Here is a 26,705-nt window from a genome sequence, read left to right as displayed (position 1 = left end):
CGCATGACGAACACTCAGGCTGCTTCGTGTCACGACGCCGTGACGTATCAGATCGACCCCGATGGCATCGTCACGCTGACCCTCGACGATCCGACCGCCGGCGCGAACACCATGAACGACCTCTACGTCAGTTCCATGGAGTCAGCGGTGCAGAAGTTGTACGACGAGCAGGCCGGTGTCAGCGGAGTCGTGCTCGCCTCGGCGAAGCGGACGTTCTTCGCCGGCGGCGACCTCAAGGCCATGAGCCGCGCCACCGCGGCCGATGCCGCCCACTTCTTCGAGTTGGCCGAGCGTGTGAAGAGAACGCTGCGCAGGCTGGAAACGTACCCCAGGCCGGTTGTGGCCGCGATCAACGGAGCCGCCCTCGGCGGCGGCCTCGAGATCGCCCTCGCCTGCAATCGCCGCATCGCGTTCGACGGGCCGAAAACCGAGCTCGGCCTGCCCGAAGCAAGCCTCGGGCTGCTCCCGGGCGGCGGTGGTGTGACCCGGACGGTCCGGATGTTTGGCATCCAGGCTGCGCTGATGGACGTGCTGCTGCCGGGCACCCGCTTGCGACCCGCAGCCGCAAAAGCGATGGGACTCGTCGACGAGACGGTCGCGTCGCTCGACGACCTGGTCCCCGCCGCCAAGGCTTGGGTCAAGGCGAACCCTGACGCGCATCAGAACCCTTGGGACGCCCCCGGGTACACGATGCCCGGCGGCACGCCCAAGAGCCCCGCGATCGCCGCCCTCCTTCCGGCGCTTCCCGCACTGCTGCGCAGACAGCTGAAGGGAGCGAGGTACCCCGCCCAGCACGCCATCCTCTCAGCGGCGGTCGAGGGCGCGCAGGTCGACTTCGACACCGCCAGCCGGATCGAGTCCCGCTATCTGACCGATCTGATCGTCAACCAGGCCTCGAAGAACATGATCCAAGCGTTCTTCTTCGACCTGCAGGCGATCAACGCCGGCAAGCTCCGTCCGCAGGGCATCGAACCGTATCGGGCTACCAAGGTCGCCGTGCTCGGGGCCGGCATGATGGGCGCCGGCATCGCCTACGTCTGCGCTGAGGCAGGCATGGAGGTCGTGCTCAAGGACGTCTCCGTCGAGAACGCCGAACGGGGCAAGGGCTACTCCGAAAGACTGCTCGACAAGGCGATCGCACACGGCCGCTCCACTGAACAGCGGAAGGCCGAACTACTCGGGCGGATCCTGGCGACCGACTCCCCGGACGATCTGACCGGATGCGACCTGGTGATCGAGGCCGTCTTCGAGGACCCCGCACTCAAGCACCAAGTGTTCGCCGAGGTCCTGCCACACGTGAACCCCGACGCGCTGCTGTGCAGCAACACCAGCACGCTGCCGATCACCGAGCTGGCCACCGGTGTCGAGCGTCCGCACGACTTCATCGGCTTGCACTTCTTCAGCCCCGTCGACAAGATGCAGCTGGTCGAGATCATCAAGGGCGCGCAGACCTCCGAAGCGGCGCTGGCCAAGGCATACGACGTAGTCCTGCAGATCCGCAAGACCCCGATCGTGGTCAACGACAGCCGCGGCTTCTACACCTCGCGGCTCATCGGCCTCATGGTCAACGAGGGCATGGCAATGCTCGCTGAGGGCATCGCCCCATGGTCGATCGAGCGGGCCACCACTTCGGCCGGCTACCCGACCCCGGTGCTCCGGCTCGCAGACGAACTGAACCTCGAGCTCACAGCCAAGATCGACAAGGCCGCCCGGGAGGCTTCCGAGCGCGACGGCACGCCGTACGCCGAGCACCCTGGCAACGCCGTCGTGGTCAAGATGCTCGAGGCCGGGCGGGCCGGTCGGCTGCGCCGGGCCGGCTTCTACGACTACGACGCGTCCGGCAAGAGGCTCTCCCTCTGGTCGGGCCTGGCCGAGCTGTTCCCTGTCGCCGAGGAGCAACCCGATATTCGTGACATCCGTGACCGGATGCTGTTCGCCGAGGCCCTCGAGACCGCGAAGTGCTTCGAAGAGGGCGTCATCACGTCTTCGGCCGCGGCCAACATCGGCTCGATCATGGGCATCGGGTTCCCGCGCAACACCGGCGGTGCGGCGCAGTTCATGACCGGCTACCAGGATCCCGGCGACGCCTCGGCCCCGATCGGACTCGTTGCGTTCCTCAGGCGGGCTGACGAACTGGCCAAGAGGTACGGCGAGCGCTTCGAGGCCACCCCGTGGCTGCGCGAACTCGCCGAGAACGGAGGGTCCCTCGCCGGCCCCGAGGACCGCTGACCACCGGACGCCGAGCGGCGATCCACGGCGTCCGGCAGACGGGGCGAGCGCCCGGTGCCCGGTCTTCCAGCGGTACGTTCGACGGGACCTATGTGGTCTGACGGGCGCGGAACTTGGCGACCTTGGCACGGTTGCCGCAGCGGCTCACTCATGGCGCACCCCCGGGCAGGGGTCACCGACGTCCGCGATCCGACCGGACAAGGTCGCCACCACCTGAACGTTCTGCCCGCAAAGACCCTTCTTGTCGGAGAACAGATCGTCGACACCGTCGGGTTCCTCGACCGCCACGACCAGACCGTCGACCAGCACCGCGCTGCGCCGCGCCTGCGTCCGGACCTCTTCGTACAGGGGCGAAAAGCACCATATCGACCAATATCTCCAGCTCGTCCTGATAGCGCTCCACCGTCGAGGACCCGCAACCGAAAACCTCACCCAGAACGCTGTGGGCTGAGGTCTCCGACTCGATCTCGTGGCGGCGGTTCTGCCGGATCGGCATCGACGGACGGGTGCCGCACCCGACGACGCTGATGAAGATCACCACCCGGTGCGGGGAACAGGCTGTGGCGGCACTCAACGAGGAACTCCTCGCCACGGCGGTCGAGGCCAGGGTGGTGAAGACGGGAAAAGTCCGCGCCGACACCACCGTGGTGTCGGCGAACGTGCAGTACCCGACCGACTCCGGCCTGTTGGCGAGGGTGGTGGTGAAGATCGGCCGGCTGGTGCGGCGGATCAAGACCGTCGGAGCAGCACCCCGCACGACGTTCCGCCTCACCAAAATCAACCACCTGGCCGCAGCCCAGGCCGCATGACCCACCCCGCACAACCCGCTGCCCACAGACCCAACCGCGGGCAGCGTATCCACACCTACTTTTCAGGTCGAACTAGTTAGCGCCCGTTGAGCAGGCTCGCGAGTTGGGCCTGCTCCTCGAGGATCGCGGTGATGCGCGACTGCACCGCGTCCATCTGCCCGATCGTGTCGCTCGTGGTGTGGATGCCGGCGGAGACCGACCGCGCGCTGTCCTGGATGCCGGCGATCTGGTCGGCGACCTTCTGCGTGGCGGCGGCGGTCTCCCGGGCCAGGTCCTTCACCTCGCCCGCCACCACCGCGAAGCCCTTGCCGACGTCGCCCGCGCGGGCCGCCTCGATGGTGGCGTTGAGGGCCAGCAGGTTCGTCTGGTCGGCGATCGACGAAATGATCTTGATGACGTCGCCGATCGCGGACGACGCCCGCCTCAGCGCGTCGACCTCCCCGGTCATCGTCGTCGCCCGGCTCACCGCCTCCTGCGCCACCCCGGTCGCGTCGTTGCTCGCCTCGCGCAGCCGCGCGATCGAGTCCAGCAGCATCCGGCCGTTGCGCTCCGCCGCCTCGCCGGCTCGCACGATGCCCAGCCGCTGCGAGACCAGCTGCTGCACGTTGCGCAGCGCCGAGGCGCGCGAGTCGCTCAGCGGGATGCGCTCGGTGGTGAAGAAGTCCATCGTGCCGATCACCCGGCCGCTCGACATGATCGGGAAGCACACGCCTGAGCGCACGCCCGCCCGCTGTGCCGCCGGGGCGCGCACGCAGTCGGTCAGCTCGGCAAGGTCCGGTACGAACACCAGGTCCCGCGCCTTCCACGCCCGCCCGGACAGGCCCACGCCCTCGGCGAACGTCGCCGACAGCGTCACCTCCCGGAACTCGGGCCCGGCCGAGCCGGACTCCAGCCGGAACGCCAGCACCGGCCCGCTGCCGCGGTCCTCGACCTCCCAGTACGAGCCGTACGCCCAGCCGAACGCGCTGCGGACCGTCTCCAGCGCCGCTCGGATCGCCGACTGGGTGTCGATCGCGGTGCCGAGCGCGGTGACGACCTGGGTGACCGCGGCCCGGTCATTGGCGACCTGGCGCAGCTCGGCCCCGGCCAGCACTTGCATGCGGGCCAGTTCGGCGATGCGGAGGATGGCGTTCCACTTCTGGGTGCGCGGCTCGTCGACATGAACCTGGTACGGCGAGTAGTACTCGTACACCGCCACCACCCGCCCGTCGCGCACGACGGGGATCACCGCCGCCGCGGCCATCCCGGCCCGGGCCGCCTCCGCCGCCCGCGGGCAGTCCCGCACCGCGGACAGGTCGCCGGCGTAGACCGCCTGCCGGCTCTGCTGCACCCGGCTCACCAGGCTGCTCGGTGCGTGCAGCCGGTCCGCGATGGACCCGGTGGTGAAGGCGGCCTCGAGCGCACCGCCCGGGCCCGTCGGCAGCCAGGCGGCGCCGTACTCGTAGTCGTACGAGCGAACCAGCGACTCCACCGTGATCCGCCACGTGTCCGCCTCGTCCGTGGCGCGGGCCAGCGCCGTCACGAGTTCCTCGAGTGCCTCGACGTCCCGCGGCGCCGGCTCTGGCCGGGCGGCGGCGGGCGCTGAACGCGACAACAATCCCACGCCCACGCCAATCGTCACCCGGATTCGTTTGTGTAGCTTATTCGGCTCGGATGGAAGGTTCGTGAAACCGGACATGCCGCCGAGTCCGCCCGAAACGCCGTCGAGCCTGTATCTTCCGCCCGCCACGCTCCGCCGCCGCCACGTGACGCGAACGCCCAGCGGGACGATCCGCAGCCGAACCGCTACCGTGTCGGCCATGGCGACGATCGGTGACGTGGCGAAGCAGGCGGGAGTCTCCCCGAGCACGGTCTCGTACGTCCTCAGCGGCAAGCGGACCATCTCGGAGGAGACCCGCCAGCGGGTCCTCGCCGCCGTCGAGGTCCTCGGCTACCATCCGCACGCCGGCGCCCGCGCCCTGGCGAGCAACCGCTCCAACGTCATCGCGCTGATCATGCCGCTGTACACCGGCCTGTACGTGCCGATCCTCATGCAGTTCGTGATCTCCGTGGTGACGGCCGCCCGCCGCTTCGACCACGACGTGCTGCTGCTCACCCAGGACGAGGGGGAGAAGGGCCTGGAGCGGGTGGCGGCCAGCTCCCTCGCCGACGGGCTCATCGTCATGGACATCGAGGAGCACGACCCCCGCCTGCCCAGGCTGCGCACCCTCGGCCGCCCGTCGGTCCTCATCGGATTCCCCGCCGACGGCTCCGGTCTGACCTGCATCGACCTGGACTTCGCGGCCGCCGGCGCCGCCTGCGTCGACCACCTCGCCGACCTCGGTCACCGCTGCGTCGCGCTCGTCGGCTCGCCCCCGGAGGTGTACGAGCGCGGCCTGGGCTTCGCCCGTCGCACCGCCGACGGCTTCCACGAGGCGCTGCGCCGCCGGGGCCTGACCGGCTCGACCGTGCCGTGCGAGCCGTCTCCGGACGCCGTGCAGGCCGTGGCCGAGTCGCTGCTGGCGCGCCATCCGGACCTCACGGCCGTGGTGGTGCACAACGAGCCTGCCGTACCGCTGCTGCTTGACGCCTTCGCCGCCCTGGGCCGCGCCGTTCCCCACGACGTCTCCGTCGTGGCCATCGGCCCGGACGACCTCGCGGAGCGCTCCAAGCCCCGCCTCACGTCGGTCGGTATCCCCGCCGAGGAGATCGGCCGCCGCGCCGTGGAGTTGGTCGCGGCCAAGCTCGACGGCCGCGCGGTGCCCGACGCGACCCTGGTCGAACCGTTGCTCGTGCCGCGTGACAGCGCCGGACCCCGCCCCTGACGACCGACCGCGCCCGGCGGCCCCGCCACCGCCGGAATCCGCCCGGACGACGATTCCCGACGCGGCCCCGGAGCGGTTCGTCCACGCCGTTCGTCGATGCCCGGCGGCGATCTTCGTCACCGCGCAGGAAAACAGTACCCGCGAGCCGTGAGGCGGGTTGGCGTTGAGTGCCCTGGAAGGGCAACATGTCGACGTGTCCGCAACCGTCGGTCTGTTACAAGCCCGCCACGACGCCCAGGCCCGCGCCGCCGCCGGCGATCTGAACGGCGCGCGGGCCGTGCTCGAACGCGCCATCGCCCAGGCCCGGCCGGCCCTGGCCGAGGGCGACCCCGAGCTGCTGGAGACCATGCGCCTGCTGGCGTCGCTGCACAAATACGGGGACGACCCGGCGGCGGCGCGGCGCATCCTCGAGGAGGCGGTCGAGGCCGGCCACCGCCTCCCGGAGACTGCCCCGCTGGCGGTCCTGCTCGCGTACGACCTGGCCGTGGTCGCCACGGAGCTGAACAACCGCTACGTGGCCCGGACCAACTTCGCCAAGGTGGCCCGCTTCGGCCCGGCGGCCCTGGGCCCGACCCACCCGGTGGTCGCCCACGCCCGCCAGGAGACCGGCCTCGAACCCGCCGCCCCGACCGTCCCGCCGCAGCCCGTCCCCACCGCCCCCGGATCTCCCGCCGGTCCCGGGATGCCTGCCGGTCCGATAGCACCTGGTGGTCCCGGCATGCCTGGGGGTCCAGTGTGGCCCGGCGGCCCCGGGGCGCCCGGCGGTCCGATACCGCCTGGTGGTCCTGGGATGCCGGGTGGTTCGGTGGCGTCTGGTGGTCCTGGGATGCCTGGTGGTTCGGTGGCGTCTGGTGGTCCTGGGATGCCGGGTGGTTCGGTGGCGTCTGGTGGTCCTGGGATGCCGGGTGGTCCGATGGTGCCTGGTGGTCCTGGAGCGCCCGGCGGTCCGTTGTGGCCTGGCGGTCCTGGAGCGCCTGGCGGTCCGATGGCGGCTGGCGGCCCGGGCACGCCCGCTGTGGGGGCGCCCGGCGGTTCGACGGCACCTGGTCGGCCCGGGGCGCCAGCCGGACCAGGCGCTCCGGCCACACCATCGTCCGGCGGGCCGGCGATCCCGCCGTTCCCGGCGCTGCCACCTCCGCCACAGGCACCGCAGGCGCCGCCGGGCCAACCGTTGTCGCCCTCGTCCTTCGCGGGCCCGCCGTCGCCGCCCGCGGTGCCGCCCGGCGAGTCGCCGTCGCCCTTTACGGGGCTGCCGGCGCCGGGTCAGCCGGTGCCGCCCGCACCGATGTCGGGTGCGCAGTTGCCGCCGTCGCCGTTCACCGCACCCCCGGTTCCGGGCTCGCCGCCGGGCGCACCGGTGTCGTCGGCGCCGATGTCGGGTGCGCCCTTGCCGCCGTCCCCGTTTGCGATGCCGCCGGTGTCGGATCGGCCGCCGGTATCGCCGTCGTCTGGGCTGCGGTCCCCGTTTGCGGCGCCGCCGGTGTCAGGTCCGCCGGTGTCGGGTGCGCCGCTGGCGTCGCCGTCGTCTGGGCTGCCGTCGCCGTTTGCAGCGCCGCCGGTGTCGGGTCCGCCGTCGGTGTCGCCGTCGTCCGGTCCGCCGTTGCCGTCGTCGCCCTTCGCCACGCCTCCGGTTTCCGGACCGTCGGCGGGGCCGGTGTCTGGGCCGCCCGTGTCGGGTCTGCCGGAGGCGTCGGGGACGGAGGAGACGGTGCGGCTGCCGTCATTCGTGGTGCAGCCGCTGCCACCGTCGCCGTTCGCTGGTCCGCCGGTTTCGGACCGGCCGATGTCGGGACCGCCCATGTCGGGGCCGCCGCCGATGTCGGGTCCGCCTGTTTCCGGGCCGCCGCCGATGTCCGGTCCGCCTGCGTTCGGGCCGCCGCCGACGTCCGGTCCGCCTGCATTCGGGCCGCCGCCGATGTCGGGTCCGCCTGTGTCTGGTCTGGCGCCGGTGACGGGTCCGCCTGGCGCCGTGCTGCCGCCGATGTCGTCGCCGCCTATGTCGGGTCCGCCGATGTCCGGTCCGCCTACGTCGGGCCCCCCGATGTCAGGGCCTCCTATGTCGTCGCCGCCGTTTTCGGGGACGCCGATGTCCGGGCTGCCGATGTCCGGGCTGCCCGTTTCGGGGCCGCCTATCTCTTCTCCGCCGGTGTCGGGTCCGCCGGTGCCCGTGTCCGGCGTGCCCGGGCCGGTCTCGGGGCCGCCCGCCGTGCCGCCGGTGGGGGAGCCCGCTCGGGCTGGTCGGCGGCAATGGCCCTGGGTGGTGGCGGTACTCGGTGTGGTCGTGCTCCTGGTGCTCGCCGGTGGCGGGTACTACTTCATGGCGCGCTCCGGTAGCACCCCGTCCGCTGCGTCCGGGCCGAGCGCGTCGCCCTCGCCGAGCCCGTCCCCTTCGCCGTCGCCCACGGGTCCGCCGCCGGTCACCGCGTTGATCTCGCCGACCGAGGGCAGTCAGGTCCCGTGGCCGGTCGAGGCCAAGTTTACGATCTCCCCGGAGGACGCCGACGCGACCGACACGCTGCTGACGATCACGATCTGCGTCAGCGGCCGCTGCTACCTGGACGGCAAGGTTAATTTGAACGGCTCGGGCACCGCGACGTACACCATCCGTCTCGGCTCGACCCAGCCCGAGGGGCTCAACGCGAAGTGGCAGGTGCGTCTCGACCGGCTGACGAAGGTAACGTACGACAAGCTGATCTCTGAACGTAACGCCGAGATCGCCGACAAGTCGTGGGGCAACAAGGGCACGACGGTCACCGAGCTGAACCCCACCCCGATCAGCTCGGTGACGCTCACGAAGCAGCCCTGACGATCCGGCGCCCCGCGCCCGGCCCGCCGCGTCGAAGCCCGGCCGGCGGGTGCGGGGCGAAAACGCGGAAAGGCAAGCCCGTCCCGGCAACAAAACCACGGCCGCGCAGGGAGAACGGGGCCGCGCGGGGGCGGCGTGATCACGTAGCATGTGCGCCGCCCCTTCGTCTGCACATGGAGTACAACCGGACATGCCCGAAATTTCCTGCCGTATCTGTCACCGGGCGCCCGCGGCGGACGTCCGGTTCCACGGGCATCAGGGCATGCTCGTGTTTATGCGGTTCACGCGCCTCGACGGGCCGTTCTGCCGCGACTGCGGCCTCGCCGCCTACCGCGACATCAGCGCCGACACCATGGTCCGCGGCTGGTGGGGCCCGTTGTCGCTGTTCGCGGCGGCGTTCGTGCTGGTGCTCAACGCGGCGCGGCGCGGCCGGGTCGCGGCCCTGCCGGACGAACCCGAGTCCCGCAACGAGCGCACCGTCGACCCGGGAAAGCCCCTGCTGGACCGCAACGCCGCCTACGGCCTGCTGGTGCCGGCGCTGCTGCTGGTGTTCGTCGGCTGGTCGGCGGTCAACGGCTGACCGGCCGCGGCCGTGACCACCACTGGGCGAGTGCCACCGCGCCCAGGACCAGCAGCGCGCCGGCCAGGGCGAACCACACGCTGATCTCGGTCTTCCGGCGCTGCAGGGTGACCTGGCTCGGCAGGTCGCGCAGGACGTCGGAGAGCGCCTTGGCGTTGTCGGCCTTGAAGTACTTCGCCCCGGTCATGTCCGCGACCTTCGTCAGCGTCGGCTCGTCCATGTCCTGGAACCGGCCCCGCCCACCGAAGCCGAAGCCGCCCCCGCCCGGGCCGCCGCGGAAGTACCCCTGGTCGCCCGCGATCTGGTTGCTGCTGCACACCATGGGGGAGGGCTGGTCGGTGCCGAAGCCGATCGTGAAGACCCGCAGGCGGCGGGCGGCGGCCTGCTCGGCGGCGGTGATCGGGTCCACGCCGTCGGTGTTGCGGCCGTCGGTGAGCACGACGATCGTGTCGGGCTCGTAGTCGCCGCCGGCCCTGCCCGCGGCGCCGCCGTTGTCGGGGACCTCCACGCCCGTCGGGGGCACGTCGGGGTTGATCTCGGCGATGGCGTCGATCGAGGCGAGGATGGCCAGGCCGATCGCGGTACCCCGGGAGGTCCGCAGCCCGTCGACCGCCTTGAGCAGCTTGTCCTTCTCGGTCGTCGGCGGGACCAGCAGGCCCGCGGTGCCGGAGAAGGCGACCAGGCCGATCTTCGCGCCGCCCTCGTGGTCGCCGATGAACTCCTTCGCCGCCTTCTGCGCGGCGCTGAGCCGGTTCGGGTCGACGTCGGTGGAGCACATCGAGCCGGAGACGTCGATGGCCAGCAGGATCGTCGCGGCGTCGTCGGGGACGACGATCGACGCCTGCGGGCGGGCGGCCGCGGTGCCGGCGAAGAGGATGCCGACCGCGAGCAGGGCGAGGGGGATGCGCCGGCGCCACGAGGAGCGGCCCGGCAGCGCGGCCCGCACGAGCGCCACGCTGGACAGCCGTACCGCCACCTTGCGTCGCCGGCGGCGGCTCCACCACCGGTAGGCCAGCAGCAGCGGGAACGCCAGCAGGATGCTCAGGGCCCACGGCCAGGTCAGCGACATCAGAGGATCCGTCCGAACCAGGTGGTCATCAGTATGCCCCCGATGGTGAGCAGCAGCACGGCGATCGCCGCCGCCGCGCCGGTCAGCTCGACCGGCTTGCGCTCGGTGCTCAGCCGCAGGTCCAGCGACTGGTACACGTCGTGCAGCGCCTGCGCGTTCTCCGCCCGGTGGTAGTTGCCGGCCGTCGTCTGGGCGATCTGGGTCAGCAGGTCCTCGTTGAGGGAGGTCGCCACCTGGTACCCGTCGACCTCCACCGTTGCGCCCTCGACCGTGCCGACGCCGACCGTCTCGATGCGCACCCCGGCCTTCGCGGCCAGGCCGGCGGCCGCGAGCGCGTCGGGGCCGCCGGTGTCCTCGCCGTCGGAGAGCACGACGATCGTGGCGTTGCCGAAGTATCCGAGGTCGGGCTCGGGCCGGCCGGAGCCGGCGTCGGGCAGGCTGACCGGCTTGCCGGCGACGACGGTCAAGGAGGCGAGGATCGCCTGGCCGAGCGAGGTGCCGCCGTTGACCTGCAGCCGCTTGATCGCCGCGACGGTCGCGTCGTGGTCCTCGGAGGGCTGCTGGGTGGTGAGTGCGCCCTGGTCGAACGCGACGATGCCGACGTTGACGCTGTCCGGCTGGGCCCGCACGAACTCGGTCGCCGCGGACTTGGCGGCATCCAGGCGGCTGGGCTGGACGTCCTGGGCCTTCATGCTGTTGGAGACGTCGAAGGCGAGGATGACCGTGCCGGCGGCGCGGGCCACCGGCAGCGTCGCGGCGGGCCGGGCGACGGCGAGCAGGAGCAGGGCGGCCGCGGACAGGAACATCACCTGGGGCAGGTGCCGGCGCAGCCCCGAGCCCGCCCTGAGTGCCGGGCCGCGGCGGTGCATCCGGAAGTACAGGATGAACAGCGCGACGGTGGCCAGCACCGCGACCGCCACGAGGATCGGGTATTGGAACGTCATCGGCGCCTGCGCTTCGCGTCCCGCACCATCGCGACGAGCGCCTGCAGCGGGTCCTCCGCGGTGCTGACGACGTGCGCGCGCACGCCGCAGCGGCGCATCGCCTCGGCCACCGCGGCCTCGCGGGCGTCGACCTCGGCCCGCAGCCGCAGCCGGAACTGCGGGTCGCCGGTGTCCACGAGGATCTGCTCGCCGGTCTCGGCGTCCTCGACGACGACCAGCCCGAGGTCGGGCAGGTCCAGCTCCACGGGGTCGACGACCCGGATCGCGACCACCTCGTGCCGGAACGTGAGCCGGGTCAGCTCCGCCTCCCAGTCCTCGCCGATGAAGTCGGAGACGACGAAGACCAGGCTGCGCCGCCGCGCGGTGGAGGCCGCGAGCCGCAGCATCGCGCCGAGGTCGGTTGCGCCCTTTTCGGGGGTACGGCTGGTGCCTCGCTCGATCTCGTGCGCCAGCCGGAGCACGTGCTGGCGCCCCGAGCGCGGGGGCAGCACCAGTTGCCGGGCGTTGTCGTAGAGGACCGCGCCGACCCGGTTCCCGCCGTAGGTGAGCAGCCGCGCCAGGCTGACCGCCAGCTCGGTGAGCGTGGAGTCCTTGCCCCGTTCCTCGCCTGCGCCCGGTCCGGCCCGGTGCGGCTCGGCGTTGACCGGCCCGGACCGGGCGCCGAATCGCATCGACGCGGACAGGTCCAGCACCAGCCAGGCGGTGAGCTCGCGATCCTCCGTGTACTGGCGCACGAACGGCTCGTCCAGGCGCGCCGTCACGTTCCAGTCGATGTGCCGGACGTCGTCCTCGGGCGTGTACTCGCGCAGATCGGCGAAGTCGATGCCGGTGCCGCGGAACACCGTGCGGTACGACCCCTGCAGCTGCCCCTCGAGGCGGCGCACGACCTGCCACTCCAGGCGGCGCAGCAGGCGATCGGCGGCGGTGGCCATGAGGTCAGCGGGTTCCGGCGCGCGCCGGCGTCGGGGCGGGCACCGAGACCGCGGCGAGCACCCGGGCCACGATCATGTCCGGGGTGACGTCGTCGGACAGGGCCTCGTAGGACAGCACGAGCCGGTGCCGCAGCACGTCCGGGGCCAGCTCGCCGAGGTCCTCCGGCACCACGTAGTCGCGGCCGCGGATGAACGCGAGCGCCCGCGCCGCCAGCACCAGGTTGATCGAGGCGCGGGGGCTGGCGCCGAAGGTGATGTACCGCGTGAGATCCCCGAGCCCGACGTCCGCCGGGTTGCGGGTGGCGTTGGCGAGCCGGACGGAGTACTCGATCAGCGACGGGTCCACGTAGACCTCGTCGACCTGCCGCTGCATCTCGACGAGCCGCTCGGGGTCGACGACCGCCTGGGTGACCGGCTCGGGCAGGATCGCCCGCTCGACGATCACGAACTCCTCGGTCGGGCTCGGGTATCCGACCAGCACCTTCATCATGAACCGGTCGACCTGGGCCTCCGGCAGCGCATACGTGCCCTCGGACTCGATCGGGTTCTGCGTGGCCATGACCAGGAACGGCCTCGGGATGTGGTGCGTCTCCCGCCCGATGGTCACCTGCCGCTCCTGCATGACCTCCAGCAGCGCACTCTGCACCTTCGCCGGGGCCCGGTTGATCTCGTCGGCGAGCAGCAGGTTGGTGAAGACGGGGCCGAGGGAGACCTGGAACTCGCCGGAGGGCTGGTGGTACACCCGCGTGCCCACGATGTCGGCCGGCACCAGGTCCGGGGTGAACTGCACCCGGTGGAACTGCCCGCCGATCGCGGCCGCGAGCGCCTTCACGGCGAGGGTCTTGGCCAGGCCTGGGACGCCCTCGACGAGGATGTGCCCGCGGCTGAGCAGGGCGACCATGAGCCGTTCGAGGAGCCCGTCCTGCCCGACGATGGTCTTGCGGACCTCGTAGAGCACCTGCTCGACAGCGGTAGCGTTCGGTGCGTCCATACTCTCCCTTACCCCGCAGCTGCGTCTTCGGTTTACTGTTCCGGCCCAGGTTCTCCGGGCCCGGTGGAGCCCAGCGCCGCGCCGATCGGCACCGCGAAGCCGACGCCGACGAACGTCCCGGCCGACGTCGGGTTGGCCAGGGCCACCACGATCCCGATCGTCTCGCCCCTGGCGTTGACCAGCGGCCCGCCGGAGCTGCCCGGGTTGACCGCCGCGTCGAACTGGATGAGGCCGCTGAGCCGGGTGCCGTCGGGGTTGGCCGCGGTCCGGTTCAGCCCGGAGATCACCCCCGCGGTCGCGCTGCTGGTCAGCCCCAGCTGGTTGCCGATCGCGACCACGTCGTTGCCGACCGCGATGCGCCCCGAGTTGCCCATGACCGCGGGCACGAGCACGTCGGGCAGCGTCGCCGGGGTCAGCGTCGCGATGTCCAGCTCCGGGTTGGACCCGGCGATCTCGGCCGCCGACTCGGTGCCGTCGGCGAAACGGACCTTGATGCTCGTGCCGCCCTTGACCACGTGGAACGCGGTCATGATGGTGCCCTGGGCGTTGGCGACGATCCCGGTGCCGCTCGCCCCGCCGTCCGGCAGCGCCGTCTCGATCGTCACCACCGACGGCGCCACGGCCTGGTAGATCTGGGCGGTCGTCGGCGGCCCGGACGCGCTCGGCGAGGGCCGGGCCGAAGGACGCGTGGCCGCCGGGTCCGCCGCCGAGCCGCCGGCGCGGAACGCGAGCACGGCGGTGACGACGATCGCGAGCACCACCACGCCGACGCCGATCGCGAGGTCGCGCCGGCTGAGCGCCACCGGTGTCCGCGAGGACGGCATGGAATCGGGCTCGGCCGGGCCCGGCTCCGGGACAATGGTCACCTCGGGACCTTCCCACCGCACGGGCTTCCCGGTTGGGCGCATGGGCCAAAGATAGCGTCGGTACCTCGGAGAACGGTAAGAGTGCTTCTAGAGTGCCCCACATGGACCAGCGCAACTGGTGGGTCGCCCCCGGGCTCGGCATCGGTCCGCTGCGCTTCGGCACTCCCCGCTCCCGGCTGCGCGCCGCCCTCGGCCCGGCCCGCCCGTTCCGCCGCGACCCGGCCTCGCCCGACCTCACCGACGTCTTCGCCGGCGGCGTGGAGCTGACCTGCTCGCCGCAGGAGGGCCTGTACCTCATCGAGATCGCCGACCCCATCGGCGTCCACCACCTGGGCGTCCCGCTCGCCGGCCGCTCCGCCGACGTCGTGGCCGCCCTGCGCGCCGCCCGTATCCCGGTCGAGCCGGACGATTCCGGCTGGACGATCGCCGGCGGCGCCGCCCTGCTCTACGCCCCGGACACCGAGGTCGAGGCGATCGCCGCGTACTCCCCGCGCCGCGCCGGCTCCCGCGTCGCAGGCTTCCCGCGCGGCGTGGACGCCGTCGCGTCGTCCGGCTCCTACGCCGTTGCGCCGGGCGGCTCCTGCGCCGTTGCGCCGGGCGGCTCCTGCGCCATCGCGCCGGCCAGGTCCTACACCGTCGTCCCCGGCCGCGGCCTGGACGCTCTGCCCCTGGGCACCGCGCGCAACCAGGTCCGCACGAACCGCAACGGCGGCGTGGGGATCTCCGGCTTCGTCGCCTCGGACACGTTCCCGCAGGAGGGCCTCACCGTCCACTACGACGCCCGCGGCCGCGCCGCACGCATCTGCGTCACCCGCGCCGCGGCGGTCCTCTTCGACGGCGTCAACCTGCTGCCGCCCCGCCCCGCCACCTCTCAGGACGTGCGGGCCGCCCTGGCCGCCGCCGGCCATCCGGTCGCCGAGGAGGAGGCGGCCCTGCTCGTCCCCGGCACCGGCATCGAGATCTGGACCACCCGCCCCGGCCCGGCCCTACCCGTCTGCGCCGTCTCCGTCACCCGCTGACCACCCGAGCGCGAACCGCGCCCAGTCCCGCACCTCGGCATCCGGATCGCGGGCGAGCGTCTCCAGCGTCTCCGCGACGCCGGGGTCGTCCCGGCCGATCAGCCCGAACGCGACGCTGTGCCGCACCCGGGGATCAGGATGCCCGCGCAGCGCCACCAGCGGCCCCACGCATCGCGCGTCCCCGATGTGCCCGAACGCGACCGCGATGGACGCCAGCACGCCCGCGTCCGGCTCCGAGCCGGCCATGCCCAGCAGCAGGGTGAGCGCCTCCTCCCGATACGGCCCGTGAACGGCGGCCCGCCCGGGTGCGGCCCCCAACTGCCCGAGCACGTCGACGGCCAGCCGTCGCCGCTGCGGGTCCCTGGACCCGATGAGCCGCCCGGCGGCCGCGCGGGCGTGCGCACCCCCATTGAGCTGCAGCCCGGTGACGATCTCCCACCGCCGCTCGTCGTCCCCGCACTCCCGCAGCGCCTCGGCCAGGGCGGCCGACACCTCCGCCTCCGACATCGCCATGCCGATCAGGTTGGCACGATGGACCTTCGGGACATGCAGCGGCGGGCGGCCGAGATCGCCGCCCGGTACGACCGGCACAACACCGCGGCGGGCCGCGGCCCGTGGACGACCGGCGACCTGTGGGCTTCGTCGGCGACGTCGGTGACGTGGCCAAGCTGGTCATGGCCATCGACGGCCGCCGCGAGATCCCGGACGCCCGCGCCGCACTGGGCGACGAGCTCGCGGACTGCCCGTGGTCGGTGCTGGTCCTCGCCGACCGGTACGGCGTCGACCTGGCCGCCGAGTTCCGCGCCATGACCGACGGGATCGAGCGCCACCTTCACGAGTCCTGACCGCTGGTGCCAGGATGGGCGGCGTGGAGGTGCACGGGTCCGGGGCGGCCACCGCCGTGGGCGGCGTGGCGATCAGCGGCGTCAACACCGCCCCGATCACCGTGCACCCGCCGGCCGTCCCGCGCTCCGACTACCTCGAGCAGGTCCGCCGCATCGCCCCGTCCGACCTGCGCGAACGCGAACCGGAGCTCGCCGGCCTGGCCGCGTTCTGCTTCGCGGACGCGGCTTACGCCTGGTGGCGGGGCGAGGCCTGGGCCGGCAAGTCCGCGCTGCTGTCCTGGTTCGTGCTGCACCCGCCGGAGGGCGTGCGGGTCGTGTCGTTCTTCGTCACCGCCCGGTTCGCGGGCCAGAGCGACCGTGTCGCCTTCGCCGAGGTGCTCCTGGAGCAGTTGGCCGAGCTGCTGGGGGAGCCGCTGCCGCCGCTGCTGACCGAGTCGACCCGCGACGCGCACCTGCTCGGGATGCTGTCCCGGGCGAGCGCCCACTGTGGACGCCTGGTCCTGGTCGTCGACGGCCTGGACGAGGACCGGGGCGCCCACAGCATCGCCGCCCTCCTGCCGGCCCGCCCGCCACAGGGCCTGCGAGTGGTGGTGGCGGGCCGCCCGAATCCGCCGATCCCGCCGGATGTCCCCGACGAGCACCCGCTGCGCGACCCGGCGATCGTCCGCGAGCTGTCCCCGTCGCCGTTCGCGGATGTCGTACGCGCCGACGCCCACCGCGACCTCAAGCGCCTTCTGCACGGCGATCCGCTGGAGCGGGCCGTCCTGGGCCTGCTCACCGCGTCCGGCGGCGGGCTGCGCGAGGCGGATCTCACCGAGCTGACCGGCGCCGAGTCCTGGCGGGTCGCCGAGGCGCTCGCGGCGCGCACGTTCAGCCCCCGCTCCGGGCCGGCCGGTTACGTGCTCGCCCACGAGGAGCTGGCGCGGCAGGCGACCCGGTACCTGGAGGCGAGCCTGCCCGACCTCCACCGCCGGTTGCACGCCTGGGCCGGCGCCTACCGGGCCCGCGGGTGGCCGCCCGGGACGCCGGACTACCTGCTGTACGGCTACTTCCACCGCCTGCGGTCCCTGGGCGACACCGGGCGCATGCTGTCCTGCGCCACCGACCGGCCCCGCCACGACCGGATGCTGGAGCACTCCGGCGGCGACATCGCGGCCCTGACCGAGGTCGACGCGACCCTCTCCCTCCTGCTGGCCGCCGCCGGCCCGGACCTGAGGGCGATGGCCCGCCTGGCCGTCGAACGCACCCGGCTGCTGCACCGCAACGAGCACCTGCCCCCGGGCCTGCCGGCCGTCTGGGAGCTGATCGGCAACCGCCCCCGCGCGCTGGCCCTGGCCCGCGCGGCCCAGATGGGCGAGCACGGCACCCACCACCAGCTGGTCATGGTGGCCGAGAGGATCGCCGGCCGGGGCGAGTACGATGCCGCCGCCGAGCTGGTGACGCAGCTCCGCCCGATCCGCCGTCCCTTCGCCCTGTGCCGCGTCGCCCACGTGGCCGTCCGCCGCGGCGACCTGACCGCGGCCGCCGAGCTGGTGGCGGCGGCGAGCGCGGCCGCCGAGGCGCTGGCCGGCGACACCTGGCTGCGGACCGAGGCCCGGAAATGGGTCGAACAGGCCACCGAGGCGGTGCGCGCCGGTCCGCGACCCGCCCGCCGACGCCCGGGCGGCGGCTCCCATCCGGCCACCGACCTGGACGACGCCGTCGCGGCCGTCACGGAGCTGGCGGCCACCGCGTTCGACGAGGAGACTCGGCTCTACCTGGAGTACGCCCTGGCCGACGTGGTCCGGTCCCTGGTCGCCGCCGGCGACCCGGCGCGCGCGGTCACCGTCGCCGGCCTGACCCCACCCCACGGCCGCAGCCTGGAGTCCGTCCGGCTCACACTGATCGACACGCTGATGCAGCACGGCCACGTCGAGCAGGCGGAGGCGTACGCCGGTATGCTCCCGCCCCGCCACGCCGCCCAGGCCCGCACCGCGATCGCCTTCCACCTGGCCGACGCCGGCGACTTCGAGCGCGCCGCGACCATCGCCCACGAGGCCGAGCGGACCGGCCGCGACCCCGCCGGCGGCGACCACCCGGCCGAGCCCGTCGCCGCCCTGGCGCTCGCCCTGCTCGACGCGGGCCGGTGCGAGGACGCGACGCCCCTGGTCGGCCGCATCCTCGGCGCCCTGCACCGCGGCGCCGCCGGCCACGACCACGAGCGCATCCTGATCCGGCTGGCCGGCGCGCTGCACGAGTCGGGGGCGAGAGCCGAGTCGGACGCGATCGGCAATTTCCTCGACCCGGACCCGAACTCTCTCATCCGCCGCGTGATCACCGCCCCCGTCCCCGCTCCGAGGTCCGGCCGCCCACCCCGTGAGCCCTTCACGGGCGACCTCGAGGCGGCCCAGCGCCTGGAGCTCCCCGAGGAGCGAAGTCTCGCCCTCTACGACGTGGCCGCCGCGCTGCTGGAGGCCGGCCGGACCGACCAGGCCCTGGACGTCGCGCGCCTGATCCCGATCGACTCGGCCCGGGCGAGGGCCCTGCTGAAGCTCGGCGAACGCCTCCCCGGACCGATGCGCCGCCGGCTGATCGGCGAGTCGCTGACGTTCGCACGCTGGGAGATCGCCCTGCACCACCTGGCCGAGGAGGAGCCGCAGGCCCTGACGGTCCTGCTGGAGGAACTGCGATGAGTGCGACGGCCGCCGGGTGGCCGCGTCCGGCCGCGCGGGGAGAGTCCGACCACCAGGGCTTGATAGGGTCCGCTGAGGGAGGGAGCCGTGTCCACAGGTCGACCGAGGATGGCTGACGTCGGCCGTCTCGCCAACGTCTCCGCTCAGACGGTGTCGCGCTACTTCACCGGCTCCGGCTATGTCAGCGCCAAGACGAGAGCCAAGATCGAGGCCGCCATCGAGGCGCTCGGCTACCGGTTCAATCATGTGGCGCGAAATCTGCGGGTCAACCGGACGAACAACGTTGGCGTGCTGACCATGGGGCCGATCAACTACGGAACGTCCTCCATCACGACCGGGATCTCGCGTGCCGCGCGAGCGGCGGGTTACTCGGTCACGATCGCGCAGGTGGAGCTGAGCGCGGGCGATCCCGCCGCGCTCGCCGAAGCCCGGCATGCGATCGAGCGTTTCCTCACGATCCAAGTCGACGGAATCGTATTGGCGACGCCGTATCGAGGCTCCGCCGCGCTTATCGCGGATCTGCCCGACTCACTGCCCGCGCTCGCCTTGGCAGACGAACCCGGGCTTGCGGAGTCGCAGGCTGGAACGTCCTATCAGGCGGCACGTCTGGCCATTCGCCATCTCGCGGAGCTCGGCCATGAGCGGATCCTCCATCTGGCGGGTCCGGAGAGCCGGAACGAGACGTTCGAACGTCTGCGTGGCTACGAGGACGGCCTCGCCGAGTTCGGATTCACGCCGCTGCCCGTCGCTCATGCCCGGGAATGGGACGCCGAGTCAGGCTTCCTGCTGGGGCAACGCAGTGATCTGGAGTTCTCCGCCGTCTTCGCCGGCGATGACGAGCTCGCTGTCGGGTTCATGGCGGCGATGCGGGCGCGCGGCCGCACCTCGCCCGAAGACTTCTCGATCATCGGCATCGACGACGTGCCCAACGCGGCCTACCTGCAGCCGGCGCTCACCACGGTCCGTGTCGATTTCGCCGACGTGGGAAGACGCGCCTTCGAGACCATCCATACCTGGATCGAGGGGTCCGACAAGGAACCCCGGGCCACCACTCCGCCAACCCTCGTCGTGCGCGCCTCCACTCGACGTCCCGGCGGACGCGTCCGGGCGCACACTGCCGGCGGCTGAACCGACCGACCGGCCGAGACCGCCGAGGCCGTCACGCACTGTAACCAGTCGAAAGTAACGGATCCATAACGCCGAGATGACCGGCATGTTCCGGGCGAGCCGTCGGCGCGTAGGTTATCGATAACCTAATCCGCAGCGGCTGGCCGGGCGTTGCCCGGCCAGCCGATGGATGGCCGAGAAAGGTCAAGATGACACTGGTACCCCAACGCGGTGCGCGTGACGGGCGATACACGACTCGATCATGGACGCTTGGCAGCTCACCCTGGCAGGCCATGGCGCCCTGGGGGCGTCCGCGAGCCCGCGTGATCATCGACAACGACTTCTCCGGCGATCCGGACGACCTGTACCAGCTGGTCCACCACCTGCTCTCGCCGACCGTGGCGATTCGCGCCGTGATCGCCTCGCACCTGCGCGAAGGAGACCCCTTCGACGCGGGACCTCGCACGGCGGACAACGCCGTACTGGTCGTCGAGGACGTCTTCGCGCGGTTGGGCCTCGACTCCACCGAGGTGATCTTCGGTGGCGCCAACGATTCCCTCGCCGACCGCACGACGCCGCAGGATTCCCCCGCTGCGACCGCCATCATCGACGAGGCGTTGCGAGACGACGAGTCGCCGCTGTTCTATGTCGCCGGCGGCGGCCTCACCGACCTCGCGTCGGCCTACCTCCTCGAGCCGAGGATCGCCGATCGCATGACTGTCATCTGGATCGGAGGGCCGGAGCACCGCGGGCTGGCCTCGCCCCCGCCGGGCGCCATGCCGATCGAGTACAACCTGCTGATCGATGTCACCGCGGCGCAGGTCGTCTTCAACGATGCGGCGTTCACGATCTGGCAGGTTCCGCGTGACGTGTACCGGCAGTGCCTCGTCTCGAACGCGGAGCTGCGACTGCGCGTCGCGACCGCCGGCGAGCTGGGTCGGTATCTCTACGACGAGGTCGCCCAGGTGATTGAACGGGAAGCGGCGGCAGGCCCCGGTGCCGCCGGGACCTATATTCTCGGCGACTCGCCCCTGGTGCTGCTCACGGCCCTGGTGTCACCGTTCGAGCCGGACACCTCGTCGAGCCGGCATGTCGGACGCCCCACCCCGTCGATCGGCGACGACGGCGGCTACCTCGACGTCCCCGGCGCTCGCCCCATGCGCGTCTACACGTGGGTGGACACCCGCCTCATGTTCGAGGACTTCTATCTCAAGCTGCACGAGTTCAGCAGCTGGCAGGCGGCCGCCGACACCCCCGGGCCGTCCCTGCGATCGACTCACACCACATCAGACGAATGGAAGCGATGATGCACACCTACCATGCCGGGGCGACCGTCGCCCTCATCTCGCGGTTAGGGCGGGTCGCCCTCGCGGCGGCCGTCACCGCGCTCGCGCTCGCCGGCTGCGGCTCGACGAACAGCGGGCACGCCAACGTCTCGTGCTCGATCCCGCTCAGCGCTCCCGGCGCGCCCCAGGTCGTCGTCTGGGGATGGTGGAACGGGATGGGCGATGTCGTCAAAGAGTTCAACAAGACCCACAGTGACGTGCAGGTGTGCTGGACCAACGTCGGCCAGAGCGCGGACGAGTACCCCAAGCTGCGCACCGCGTTGACGGCCGGCACCGGCGCGCCCGACGTCGTCATGATCGAGAACGACCAGCTCAACAGCTTCGCCATCGACCGAAGCATCGTCGACCTCGTGCCGTACGGAGTCACCGACATCAAGTCCAAGTTCACCGCCGGCGCCTGGAACAGCGTCTCGTCCGGCGCCAGCGTCTACGCGGTACCCGTCGACAGCGGACCGATCGGCCTCTACTACCGCAAGGACCTCCTCAACGCCGCGGGCATCACCGCCCCACCCAGCACCTGGGACGAGTACGCCGCTCAAGCGCAGACCTTCAAGAACTCGGGCGCGAAGGGAAGCTACGGCAACTTCTCGCTGAACACCCCGTCGCTGATCCTGCCGCTGCAGCAACAGGGCGGCAGCACGGGATTCACCTACGACCTCAAAGACCCGAACACCATCGGCATCTCCCTCGACGACACGGGCGCGGAGAAGGTCACGAAATACTGGTTCGACCTGCTGGACCGGGGGCTGGTCAAGGACGTCGATGCATTCACAACCGACAACTCGACCATGCTCGCCTCCGGACTCCAGGCGACGTACATCGGGGCGGCGTGGGGCACCGAAGTCCTCCAGGGCCTCACCGGCGCCGACCCGAACGCGCAGTGGCGAGTCGCTCCCTTGCCCCAGTGGGACGCCGCGCACCCGGTGCAGATCCAGTGGGGCGGCTCCAGCCTGGCCGTCACCAAGCAGGCATCCGACAAGAAGCTCGCCACCACGGTCGCATCCGAGCTCTACGGCACGGACGCGGCCATGGACATCGAGATCGCTGCGGGCGATCACTTCCCCACCCGCGAGGCCAAACTGAACTCGGCTTCCTTCCAGGACAAGCAGTGGCCCTTCTTCGGTGGCCAGCAGATCATCAAGGACGTCTTCGCGCCCGCGGCCAACGACTTCAAGGGCCAGGTGTTCAGTCCCTTCGCCGGCTACCTCTACCCCGCCGTCCAGAAATCGTTGGTCGACGCACGCAAAGAACGCGGCAGTGCCGCCAAGGCGCTCGCCTCGCTGCAGGCGGACGTCTCCGCCTACGCCACGCAGCGCGGCATGACCGTCAAGAAGTAGCCGCCAGGTCGGCGGCCGGACACCCGGCCGCCGGCCCCGCCGAGGACAACAAGAACCGGAGAACAACGTGATCGGAACGTCGGCTCGACCCAGGCGGCTGAAGGCGGGATGGGAGCGCCGTCAGCAGCGCTGGGGCTGGATCTTCATCACGCCATTCGCAATCGTCTTCGTCGCCTTTCTCGCGTTGCCGATCGCATACTCGTTCTGGCTCAGCCTGCACAGCAGCTCGATCACCGGCGCGAACCAGTTCGTGTGGTTCGCCAACTACGCCCGGGCGTCCACCGACCCTCGATTCATCGCCGGGCTCCGTCGCGTGGCCCTCTACGCGATCGCGCTCATCCCGGCCCAGATCATCGTCGCCACCGTGGGCGCCCTGCTGATCGACGCGCTGGCCAGCAGGTTCGCCCGCGCGGCGCGGCTGGCGATGTTCCTGCCCTACGCGATACCGGTCGCCATCGGAGCGCTCATGTGGGGCTTCCTGTACAGCCCGACGTTCGGCCCACTCGCCGAGATCTTCGGCTCGGCGGCACCGAACCTGTTGCGCAACGGCATCTTCGCCGCCCTCACCAACATCGTCACCTGGCAGTGGTCCGGGTACTTCATGATCATCATCTACGCCGCGCTGCAAGGCGTCGACCCCGCCATCTACGAGGCGGCGCGCATCGACGGCGCGAACCAGCTGCAGATCGCGTTACGGATCAAGATCCCGATGATCCGCTCGATCTTCACGCTGATCGTGCTCTTCGCGCTGATCGGAGCCCTGCAGTTCTTCACCGAGCCGCAAGTGCTCTCCAACGTCGCCAGCGGTGTGATCACACCCGACTACACCCCGAACCTCTACGCCTACACGCTGGCGTTCAAGTTCAACCAGCTCGGCTACGCATCGACCATCTCCTTCGCCCTGGGATTCATCGTGATCGCCTGCTCATCCCTGTTCCTTGTCCTCAATCGCCGCAGGAATGCGCGATGAACCGTCACAGAGCCCGCAGCGGCCGGCTCGCGGCGAGCCTCGTCCTCACGCTGATGTGCCTCTACTTCCTCCTGCCGATCTACTGGTTGGTCGTTGCCAGCACGAAAGACAACAGCGGGCTGTTCGCCGGATCGAGCGGAAGCCTGTGGTTCGACTCGCGGTTCCACCTCTTCGACAACCTGTCCGCCCTGGTCTCGTACGACGACGGAATCTACCTGCGCTGGCTCGGCAACTCACTGCTGTACGCCTTCGCCGGCGGCGTAGGAGCCACAGCAATCGCCGTGCTCGCCGGGTACGGGCTCGCGAAATTCGACTTCCGTGGACGCGGGTTCGCCTCCGCCGTCCTGCTCGGCTCGATCACGATCCCGCTGACCGCCCTGGTCATCCCGACATTCGTGCTGCTCAGCAGCGCCGGGCTCATCAACACCGTCTGGGCGGTGATCCTGCCCTCCTGCCTCAGTCCGATCGGGGTCTTCCTGATGCGCGTCTACGTCCAGGACTCCGTCCCTAATGAGATCATCGAATCCGCGCGTGTCGACGGAGCCGGCGAGTGGCGCATCCTCTTGCGGGTCGCGCTGCCGTTGCTGCGGCCGGCCGTGGTCACAGTCCTGCTCCTCTCGGCAGTCGGGACGTGGAACAATTTCTTCCTTCCGCTGGCGGTACTCACGAGCCCGGAGCTGCTTCCGGTGACGGTCGGTCTGCAAGGCTGGCAGACCCAGTCCGCCGGGGCAGCGTCCGCGGGTGGGCAGCTGTGGAGCCTGATAACGACGGGCTCGCTCGTGTCCATCGTCCCGTTGGTGATCGCGTTCCTGTCCCTGCAGCGTTTCTGGCGGGGTGGCCTCGCGCTGGGCGCGATCAAGTAGGCCCCGGTTCCGCTCCCGCTGTCCACCGACCCACCCGTCCACGCGAATCGAGTACCAACCATGCAGCACTCCTCGCCGCGCGAGCGTACCCCGGCGGCCCGGGCTCGCGAGCTCCTCGACCGCATGACCCTCGACGAAAAGGTTCAGCAGCTCGTCGGCTGCATCCCTGGCGCTTTCATCGACCGCCACGGCCTGGTCGCCGACCGTCTCGAGCAACACCTGGGTCTCGGCGTGGGACACGTGTCGAACCTCGGGCTGTTCGGGCACAAGCCGCCGCACACGATCGCCAAGACGGTCAACGGCATCCAGCGCTTCCTCGTCGAGCGGACCCGGCTGGGCATCCCGGCAATCTTCCACAACGAGGCGTTGAGCGGGGTCGTGGCTCCCGGGCACACGCTCTTTCCGGCGCCGTCGGCGCTCGCCGCCACCTTCTCGCCCGACCTGGTTCGCGACATGGCCCGCATCATCGGGCGTCAGCTGCGCAGCATCGGCTTCACGCAGGCCCTCGCCCCCGTCATGGACATCGCGCGGGACGCCCGATGGGGACGATTCCATGAGACCTACGGCGAAGACGTCTACCTCGTCACCTCGATGAGCGTCGCGTACACGCTCGGCCTTCAGGGCACGGACCACGCAGTGGGAGCGAAGGCCACCGCCAAGCACTTCCTCGGCTACTCCATGACCGAGGCCGGGCAGAACATGGCCGCGACGGCAATGGGTCCCCGCGAGCTCTACGACGTGCACGCGACACCCTTCGAAGCGGCGATCCGGATGGCCCGCCTCGGCGGCGTGATGAACAGCTACTCCGAGATCGACGGTGTGCCCGTCGGCGCTTCCCACCAGGTTCTGACCGAGCTGCTGAGAAACACGCTGGGCTTCACCGGCTCCGTGATCTCCGACTACCACACGATCGGCTATCTCCACGAACGGCATCGCGTCGCCGACAGCATCGGCGAGGCCGGAGTGTGGGCGATCCACGCCGGGATCGACGTCGAGCTGCCCGTACCGCTGGGCTACGGCTCGGCCCTCGCCGAACAGGTCCGCAGCGGGCGCGTGCCGGAAGACCTCGTGGACCGCTCCGTGCTTCGGGTGTTGAGCGACAAGTTCGAACTGGGACTGTTCGAACAGCCCTACGTGAACGAGGATCCCATCCAGCTCGCGTCGGTGGCACGGCAGGGCGAGCGGCTCTCCCGAGACCTGGCACGTCGTTCAGTGACGCTCCTGCAGAACGAGGGTCAGCTGCTCCCCCTCGATCCCGCTCGGGTCACGTCCGTGGCCGTGATCGGGCCTCACGCGGACAACGTGGCGTCGGGTATCCCCAACTACACCTACCCGGCGATGGTGTCGATGCTGAAGGACATCCTCGACGACACGAGCGCCTCCATCGCCGGCACCGAGTCCGTCGACGAGCTGTTCCCGACCGGCGCGAAGGAGCAGCACGCTCGAGAACTCGCCCCGATCTACGAAGTGGGAATCGACGAGTACCTCCGGGACGCCTACGGCGCGATCAGTCTGACTGACGCGGTACGCCGCCGGCTTCCCTCCGCGAGCGTGGTGTCCGTGCGCGGCACCGGCGTCACGCCGGACGAGCCGTGCGAACCCCACGATGCGATCGTCGCGGCGGAACAGGCGGACGTCGTCATCCTCGCGCTCGGCGGACGAGCAGCCGCCTCCGGCGAGTACATCACCGAAGGTGAGGGAAACGACACGGCGGACCTCGACCTGCCCGCGAACCAGATCGCGCTCGCGCGTGCCGTCGCCGCCACGGGCAAACCCGTGGTCGCCGTCATCAGCATGGGCCGGCCCTACGGTCTGACCCAGCTCGCCGAGCTCGCACCCGCCATGCTCACGTCGTACTACGCCGGCCCCGAAGCCAGCCAAGCAGCCGCCGATGTGCTGTTCGGCGACCACAATCCGGCAGGTCGCCTCCCGTTCACGCTGCCCCGCGCGAGCGGTCAGGTGCCCATCTACTACTCCCAGAAGACCGGCTCCGGCTACCGGCGGACCGACTCCGACATGCATCACGGCTATCTCGACCTGGACTCGACGCCGCTGCTGCCGTTCGGGCACGGGCTGAGCTACACGGTCTTCGACTACGGAGCACTGGAACTCGACCAGCAGACCGTCAGCACGCAGGGGCACATCGTCGCGAGCGTCACGGTGACCAACGTGGGCAGTCGAGCGGGCGACGAAGTCGTACAGCTCTACATCAGCGACACCGCGCCGTTCGTGACCCGTCCCGGACTGCAACTGGTCGCATTCCGACGGATCAGCCTGACTCCCGGGGCAAGCGAACGAGTGCGATTCCGCGTCCCCATCAGCGGACTCGGGTATACCGGAATCGACGGCCGGTTCGGGATCGATCCCGGCCCGATCCTCGTCTCCGTCGGCGCCAGCAGCGCCGACCTGCGATCACAAGCCACCGTGAACGTCACCGGCGAGCGCCGCCTGCTCGGCAGGGAACGCACGTACCTGGCCGACGGGCAACTGGACTACCGAGGCTGAAAGCGGGGGCA

Annotated in this window: 24 protein-coding genes and 1 pseudogene; 14 read left to right on the top strand and 11 right to left on the bottom strand. The window is 71.2% G+C overall.

Annotated features, from left to right (window positions below; genetic code table 11):
* Positions 1–3: 3 nt before the first annotated feature.
* Complete coding sequence (locus tag ACQPY0_RS32170; protein ID WP_432968838.1) at positions 4–2,229, top strand: 3-hydroxyacyl-CoA dehydrogenase NAD-binding domain-containing protein; 2,226 nt, start codon at positions 4–6, stop codon at positions 2,227–2,229.
* A gap of 88 nt (positions 2,230–2,317) precedes the next feature.
* Here the strand turns inward: ACQPY0_RS32170 and ACQPY0_RS32165 are convergent, their stop codons facing one another.
* Complete coding sequence (locus ACQPY0_RS32165) at positions 2,318–2,377, bottom strand: CGNR zinc finger domain-containing protein (protein ID WP_432995460.1); 60 nt, start codon at positions 2,375–2,377, stop codon at positions 2,318–2,320.
* A complete protein-coding gene (locus ACQPY0_RS32160) occupies positions 2,374–2,538 on the bottom strand; it encodes a hypothetical protein (protein ID WP_432968835.1) in 165 nt (54 codons plus the stop codon). The genes ACQPY0_RS32165 and ACQPY0_RS32160 overlap by 4 nt, the downstream gene beginning before the upstream one ends.
* Positions 2,539–2,666: 128 nt before the next feature.
* Between ACQPY0_RS32160 and ACQPY0_RS32155 the strand changes: the two are divergent.
* Positions 2,667–2,996 (top strand): annotated as a pseudogene (locus tag ACQPY0_RS32155) (transposase); the annotation flags it as partial.
* 118 nt (positions 2,997–3,114) lie between these two features.
* On the opposite strand, the gene ACQPY0_RS32150 reads toward ACQPY0_RS32155, so the two are convergent.
* The gene (locus ACQPY0_RS32150; protein WP_432968832.1) at positions 3,115–4,659 is read right to left on the bottom strand and encodes a methyl-accepting chemotaxis protein; all 1,545 of its coding nucleotides are present in this window, start codon (positions 4,657–4,659) and stop codon (positions 3,115–3,117) included.
* Between the two features lie 178 nt (positions 4,660–4,837).
* On the opposite strand from ACQPY0_RS32150, the gene ACQPY0_RS32145 reads away from it, so the two are divergent.
* Complete coding sequence (locus tag ACQPY0_RS32145; protein WP_432968829.1) at positions 4,838–5,842, top strand: LacI family DNA-binding transcriptional regulator; 1,005 nt, start codon at positions 4,838–4,840, stop codon at positions 5,840–5,842.
* 214 nt (positions 5,843–6,056) lie between these two features.
* On the opposite strand, the gene ACQPY0_RS32140 is transcribed toward ACQPY0_RS32145, so the two are convergent.
* Both ACQPY0_RS32140 and ACQPY0_RS32135 read right to left on the bottom strand, forming a co-directional pair.
* Entirely contained in the window at positions 6,057–6,275 is a 219-nt protein-coding gene (locus ACQPY0_RS32140; RefSeq protein ID WP_432968826.1) for a hypothetical protein, read from the bottom strand.
* 830 nt (positions 6,276–7,105) lie between these two features.
* Positions 7,106–7,642 carry a hypothetical protein gene (locus tag ACQPY0_RS32135; RefSeq protein WP_432968823.1) on the bottom strand — a complete coding sequence of 179 codons (537 nt, stop codon included), beginning with the start codon at positions 7,640–7,642 and terminating at the stop codon, positions 7,106–7,108.
* Positions 7,643–8,123: 481 nt separating this feature from the next.
* Between ACQPY0_RS32135 and ACQPY0_RS32130 the strand changes: the two genes are divergently transcribed.
* Both ACQPY0_RS32130 and ACQPY0_RS32125 read left to right on the top strand, forming a co-directional pair.
* Complete coding sequence (locus ACQPY0_RS32130; RefSeq protein ID WP_432968820.1) at positions 8,124–8,648, top strand: hypothetical protein; 525 nt, start codon at positions 8,124–8,126, stop codon at positions 8,646–8,648.
* A gap of 274 nt (positions 8,649–8,922) precedes the next feature.
* Positions 8,923–9,228 (top strand): hypothetical protein, encoded by a 306-nt coding sequence (locus ACQPY0_RS32125; RefSeq protein ID WP_432968818.1) that lies wholly within the window; start codon positions 8,923–8,925, stop codon positions 9,226–9,228.
* Here ACQPY0_RS32125 and ACQPY0_RS32120 read toward each other — a convergent pair.
* The 5 genes from ACQPY0_RS32120 to ACQPY0_RS32100 are packed head-to-tail and all read right to left on the bottom strand — an operon-like array spanning position 9,218 to position 14,030.
* The gene (locus ACQPY0_RS32120; protein WP_432968815.1) at positions 9,218–10,297 is read right to left on the bottom strand and encodes a VWA domain-containing protein; all 1,080 of its coding nucleotides are present in this window, start codon (positions 10,295–10,297) and stop codon (positions 9,218–9,220) included. The genes ACQPY0_RS32125 and ACQPY0_RS32120 overlap by 11 nt on opposite strands.
* The gene (locus tag ACQPY0_RS32115; RefSeq protein WP_432968812.1) at positions 10,297–11,241 is read right to left on the bottom strand and encodes a vWA domain-containing protein; all 945 of its coding nucleotides are present in this window, start codon (positions 11,239–11,241) and stop codon (positions 10,297–10,299) included. Before ACQPY0_RS32115 ends, ACQPY0_RS32120 begins: the two co-directional genes overlap by 1 nt.
* Positions 11,238–12,173, bottom strand: a complete 936-nt coding sequence (locus ACQPY0_RS32110; RefSeq protein ID WP_432968809.1) for a DUF58 domain-containing protein — start codon at positions 12,171–12,173, stop codon at positions 11,238–11,240. The genes ACQPY0_RS32115 and ACQPY0_RS32110 overlap by 4 nt, the downstream gene beginning before the upstream one ends.
* A gap of 4 nt (positions 12,174–12,177) precedes the next feature.
* Complete coding sequence (locus tag ACQPY0_RS32105) at positions 12,178–13,164, bottom strand: AAA family ATPase (protein WP_432968807.1); 987 nt, start codon at positions 13,162–13,164, stop codon at positions 12,178–12,180.
* Between the two features lie 32 nt (positions 13,165–13,196).
* Positions 13,197–14,030, bottom strand: a complete 834-nt coding sequence (locus tag ACQPY0_RS32100; RefSeq protein ID WP_432968804.1) for a S1C family serine protease — start codon at positions 14,028–14,030, stop codon at positions 13,197–13,199.
* Between the two features lie 101 nt (positions 14,031–14,131).
* Here ACQPY0_RS32100 and ACQPY0_RS32095 point away from each other — a divergent pair, with 101 nt between their 5' ends.
* Positions 14,132–15,049 (top strand): hypothetical protein, encoded by a 918-nt coding sequence (locus ACQPY0_RS32095; protein WP_432968801.1) that lies wholly within the window; start codon positions 14,132–14,134, stop codon positions 15,047–15,049.
* On the opposite strand, the gene ACQPY0_RS32090 is transcribed toward ACQPY0_RS32095, so the two are convergent.
* Complete coding sequence (locus tag ACQPY0_RS32090) at positions 15,017–15,562, bottom strand: HEAT repeat domain-containing protein (protein WP_432968798.1); 546 nt, start codon at positions 15,560–15,562, stop codon at positions 15,017–15,019. The genes ACQPY0_RS32095 and ACQPY0_RS32090 overlap by 33 nt on opposite strands.
* A 119-nt stretch (positions 15,563–15,681) precedes the next feature.
* On the opposite strand from ACQPY0_RS32090, the gene ACQPY0_RS32085 reads away from it, so the two are divergent.
* The 8 genes from ACQPY0_RS32085 to ACQPY0_RS32050 all read left to right on the top strand — a co-directional run bounded on the left by ACQPY0_RS32085 (position 15,682) and on the right by ACQPY0_RS32050 (position 26,694).
* On the top strand, positions 15,682–15,894 hold the full coding sequence (locus ACQPY0_RS32085) for a hypothetical protein (RefSeq protein WP_432968795.1): 213 nt from the start codon (positions 15,682–15,684) through the stop codon (positions 15,892–15,894).
* Positions 15,895–15,917: 23 nt separating this feature from the next.
* Entirely contained in the window at positions 15,918–18,566 is a 2,649-nt protein-coding gene (locus ACQPY0_RS32080) for a hypothetical protein (RefSeq protein ID WP_432968792.1), read from the top strand.
* Between the two features lie 108 nt (positions 18,567–18,674).
* Positions 18,675–19,694 carry a LacI family DNA-binding transcriptional regulator gene (locus ACQPY0_RS32075; RefSeq protein ID WP_432968789.1) on the top strand — a complete coding sequence of 340 codons (1,020 nt, stop codon included), beginning with the start codon at positions 18,675–18,677 and terminating at the stop codon, positions 19,692–19,694.
* A gap of 302 nt (positions 19,695–19,996) precedes the next feature.
* Positions 19,997–20,980, top strand: coding sequence for a nucleoside hydrolase (locus ACQPY0_RS32070; RefSeq protein WP_432968786.1), 984 nt, complete (start codon positions 19,997–19,999; stop codon positions 20,978–20,980).
* Positions 20,980–22,356 carry an ABC transporter substrate-binding protein gene (locus ACQPY0_RS32065; protein WP_432968783.1) on the top strand — a complete coding sequence of 459 codons (1,377 nt, stop codon included), beginning with the start codon at positions 20,980–20,982 and terminating at the stop codon, positions 22,354–22,356. Before ACQPY0_RS32070 ends, ACQPY0_RS32065 begins: the two co-directional genes overlap by 1 nt.
* 67 nt (positions 22,357–22,423) lie before the next feature.
* Complete coding sequence (locus ACQPY0_RS32060; RefSeq protein WP_432968780.1) at positions 22,424–23,326, top strand: carbohydrate ABC transporter permease; 903 nt, start codon at positions 22,424–22,426, stop codon at positions 23,324–23,326.
* Entirely contained in the window at positions 23,323–24,189 is an 867-nt protein-coding gene (locus ACQPY0_RS32055) for a carbohydrate ABC transporter permease (RefSeq protein ID WP_432968777.1), read from the top strand. The genes ACQPY0_RS32060 and ACQPY0_RS32055 overlap by 4 nt, the downstream gene beginning before the upstream one ends.
* A gap of 60 nt (positions 24,190–24,249) precedes the next feature.
* Positions 24,250–26,694 carry a glycoside hydrolase family 3 N-terminal domain-containing protein gene (locus tag ACQPY0_RS32050; RefSeq protein ID WP_432968774.1) on the top strand — a complete coding sequence of 815 codons (2,445 nt, stop codon included), beginning with the start codon at positions 24,250–24,252 and terminating at the stop codon, positions 26,692–26,694.
* Positions 26,695–26,705: the final 11 nt, after the last annotated feature.

Source organism: Dactylosporangium sp. CA-233914 (assembly GCF_050942935.1).
GTDB lineage: Bacteria > Actinomycetota > Actinomycetes > Mycobacteriales > Micromonosporaceae > Dactylosporangium.
This window is presented reverse-complemented; position numbering and strand designations above follow the sequence as displayed.

Bases quoted from the DNA above. Each gene is read 5' to 3' on its own strand.
- ACQPY0_RS32170 (WP_432968838.1), top strand. From the start codon at position 4: ATGACGAACACTCAGGCTGCTTCGTGTCACGACGCCGTGACGTATCAG.
- ACQPY0_RS32145 (WP_432968829.1), top strand. From the start codon at position 4,838: ATGGCGACGATCGGTGACGTGGCGAAGCAGGCGGGAGTCTCCCCGAGC.
- ACQPY0_RS32135 (WP_432968823.1), bottom strand. From the start codon at position 7,642: ATGGGCGGTCCCGACATCGGCCGGTCCGAAACCGGCGGACCAGCGAAC.
- ACQPY0_RS32125 (WP_432968818.1), top strand. From the start codon at position 8,923: ATGCGGTTCACGCGCCTCGACGGGCCGTTCTGCCGCGACTGCGGCCTC.
- ACQPY0_RS32120 (WP_432968815.1), bottom strand. From the start codon at position 10,297: ATGTCGCTGACCTGGCCGTGGGCCCTGAGCATCCTGCTGGCGTTCCCG.
- ACQPY0_RS32115 (WP_432968812.1), bottom strand. From the start codon at position 11,241: ATGACGTTCCAATACCCGATCCTCGTGGCGGTCGCGGTGCTGGCCACC.
- ACQPY0_RS32110 (WP_432968809.1), bottom strand. From the start codon at position 12,173: ATGGCCACCGCCGCCGATCGCCTGCTGCGCCGCCTGGAGTGGCAGGTC.
- ACQPY0_RS32105 (WP_432968807.1), bottom strand. From the start codon at position 13,164: ATGGACGCACCGAACGCTACCGCTGTCGAGCAGGTGCTCTACGAGGTC.
- ACQPY0_RS32095 (WP_432968801.1), top strand. From the start codon at position 14,132: ATGGACCAGCGCAACTGGTGGGTCGCCCCCGGGCTCGGCATCGGTCCG.
- ACQPY0_RS32090 (WP_432968798.1), bottom strand. From the start codon at position 15,562: ATGGCGATGTCGGAGGCGGAGGTGTCGGCCGCCCTGGCCGAGGCGCTG.
- ACQPY0_RS32075 (WP_432968789.1), top strand. From the start codon at position 18,675: ATGGCTGACGTCGGCCGTCTCGCCAACGTCTCCGCTCAGACGGTGTCG.
- ACQPY0_RS32065 (WP_432968783.1), top strand. From the start codon at position 20,980: ATGCACACCTACCATGCCGGGGCGACCGTCGCCCTCATCTCGCGGTTA.
- ACQPY0_RS32055 (WP_432968777.1), top strand. From the start codon at position 23,323: ATGAACCGTCACAGAGCCCGCAGCGGCCGGCTCGCGGCGAGCCTCGTC.
- ACQPY0_RS32050 (WP_432968774.1), top strand. From the start codon at position 24,250: ATGCAGCACTCCTCGCCGCGCGAGCGTACCCCGGCGGCCCGGGCTCGC.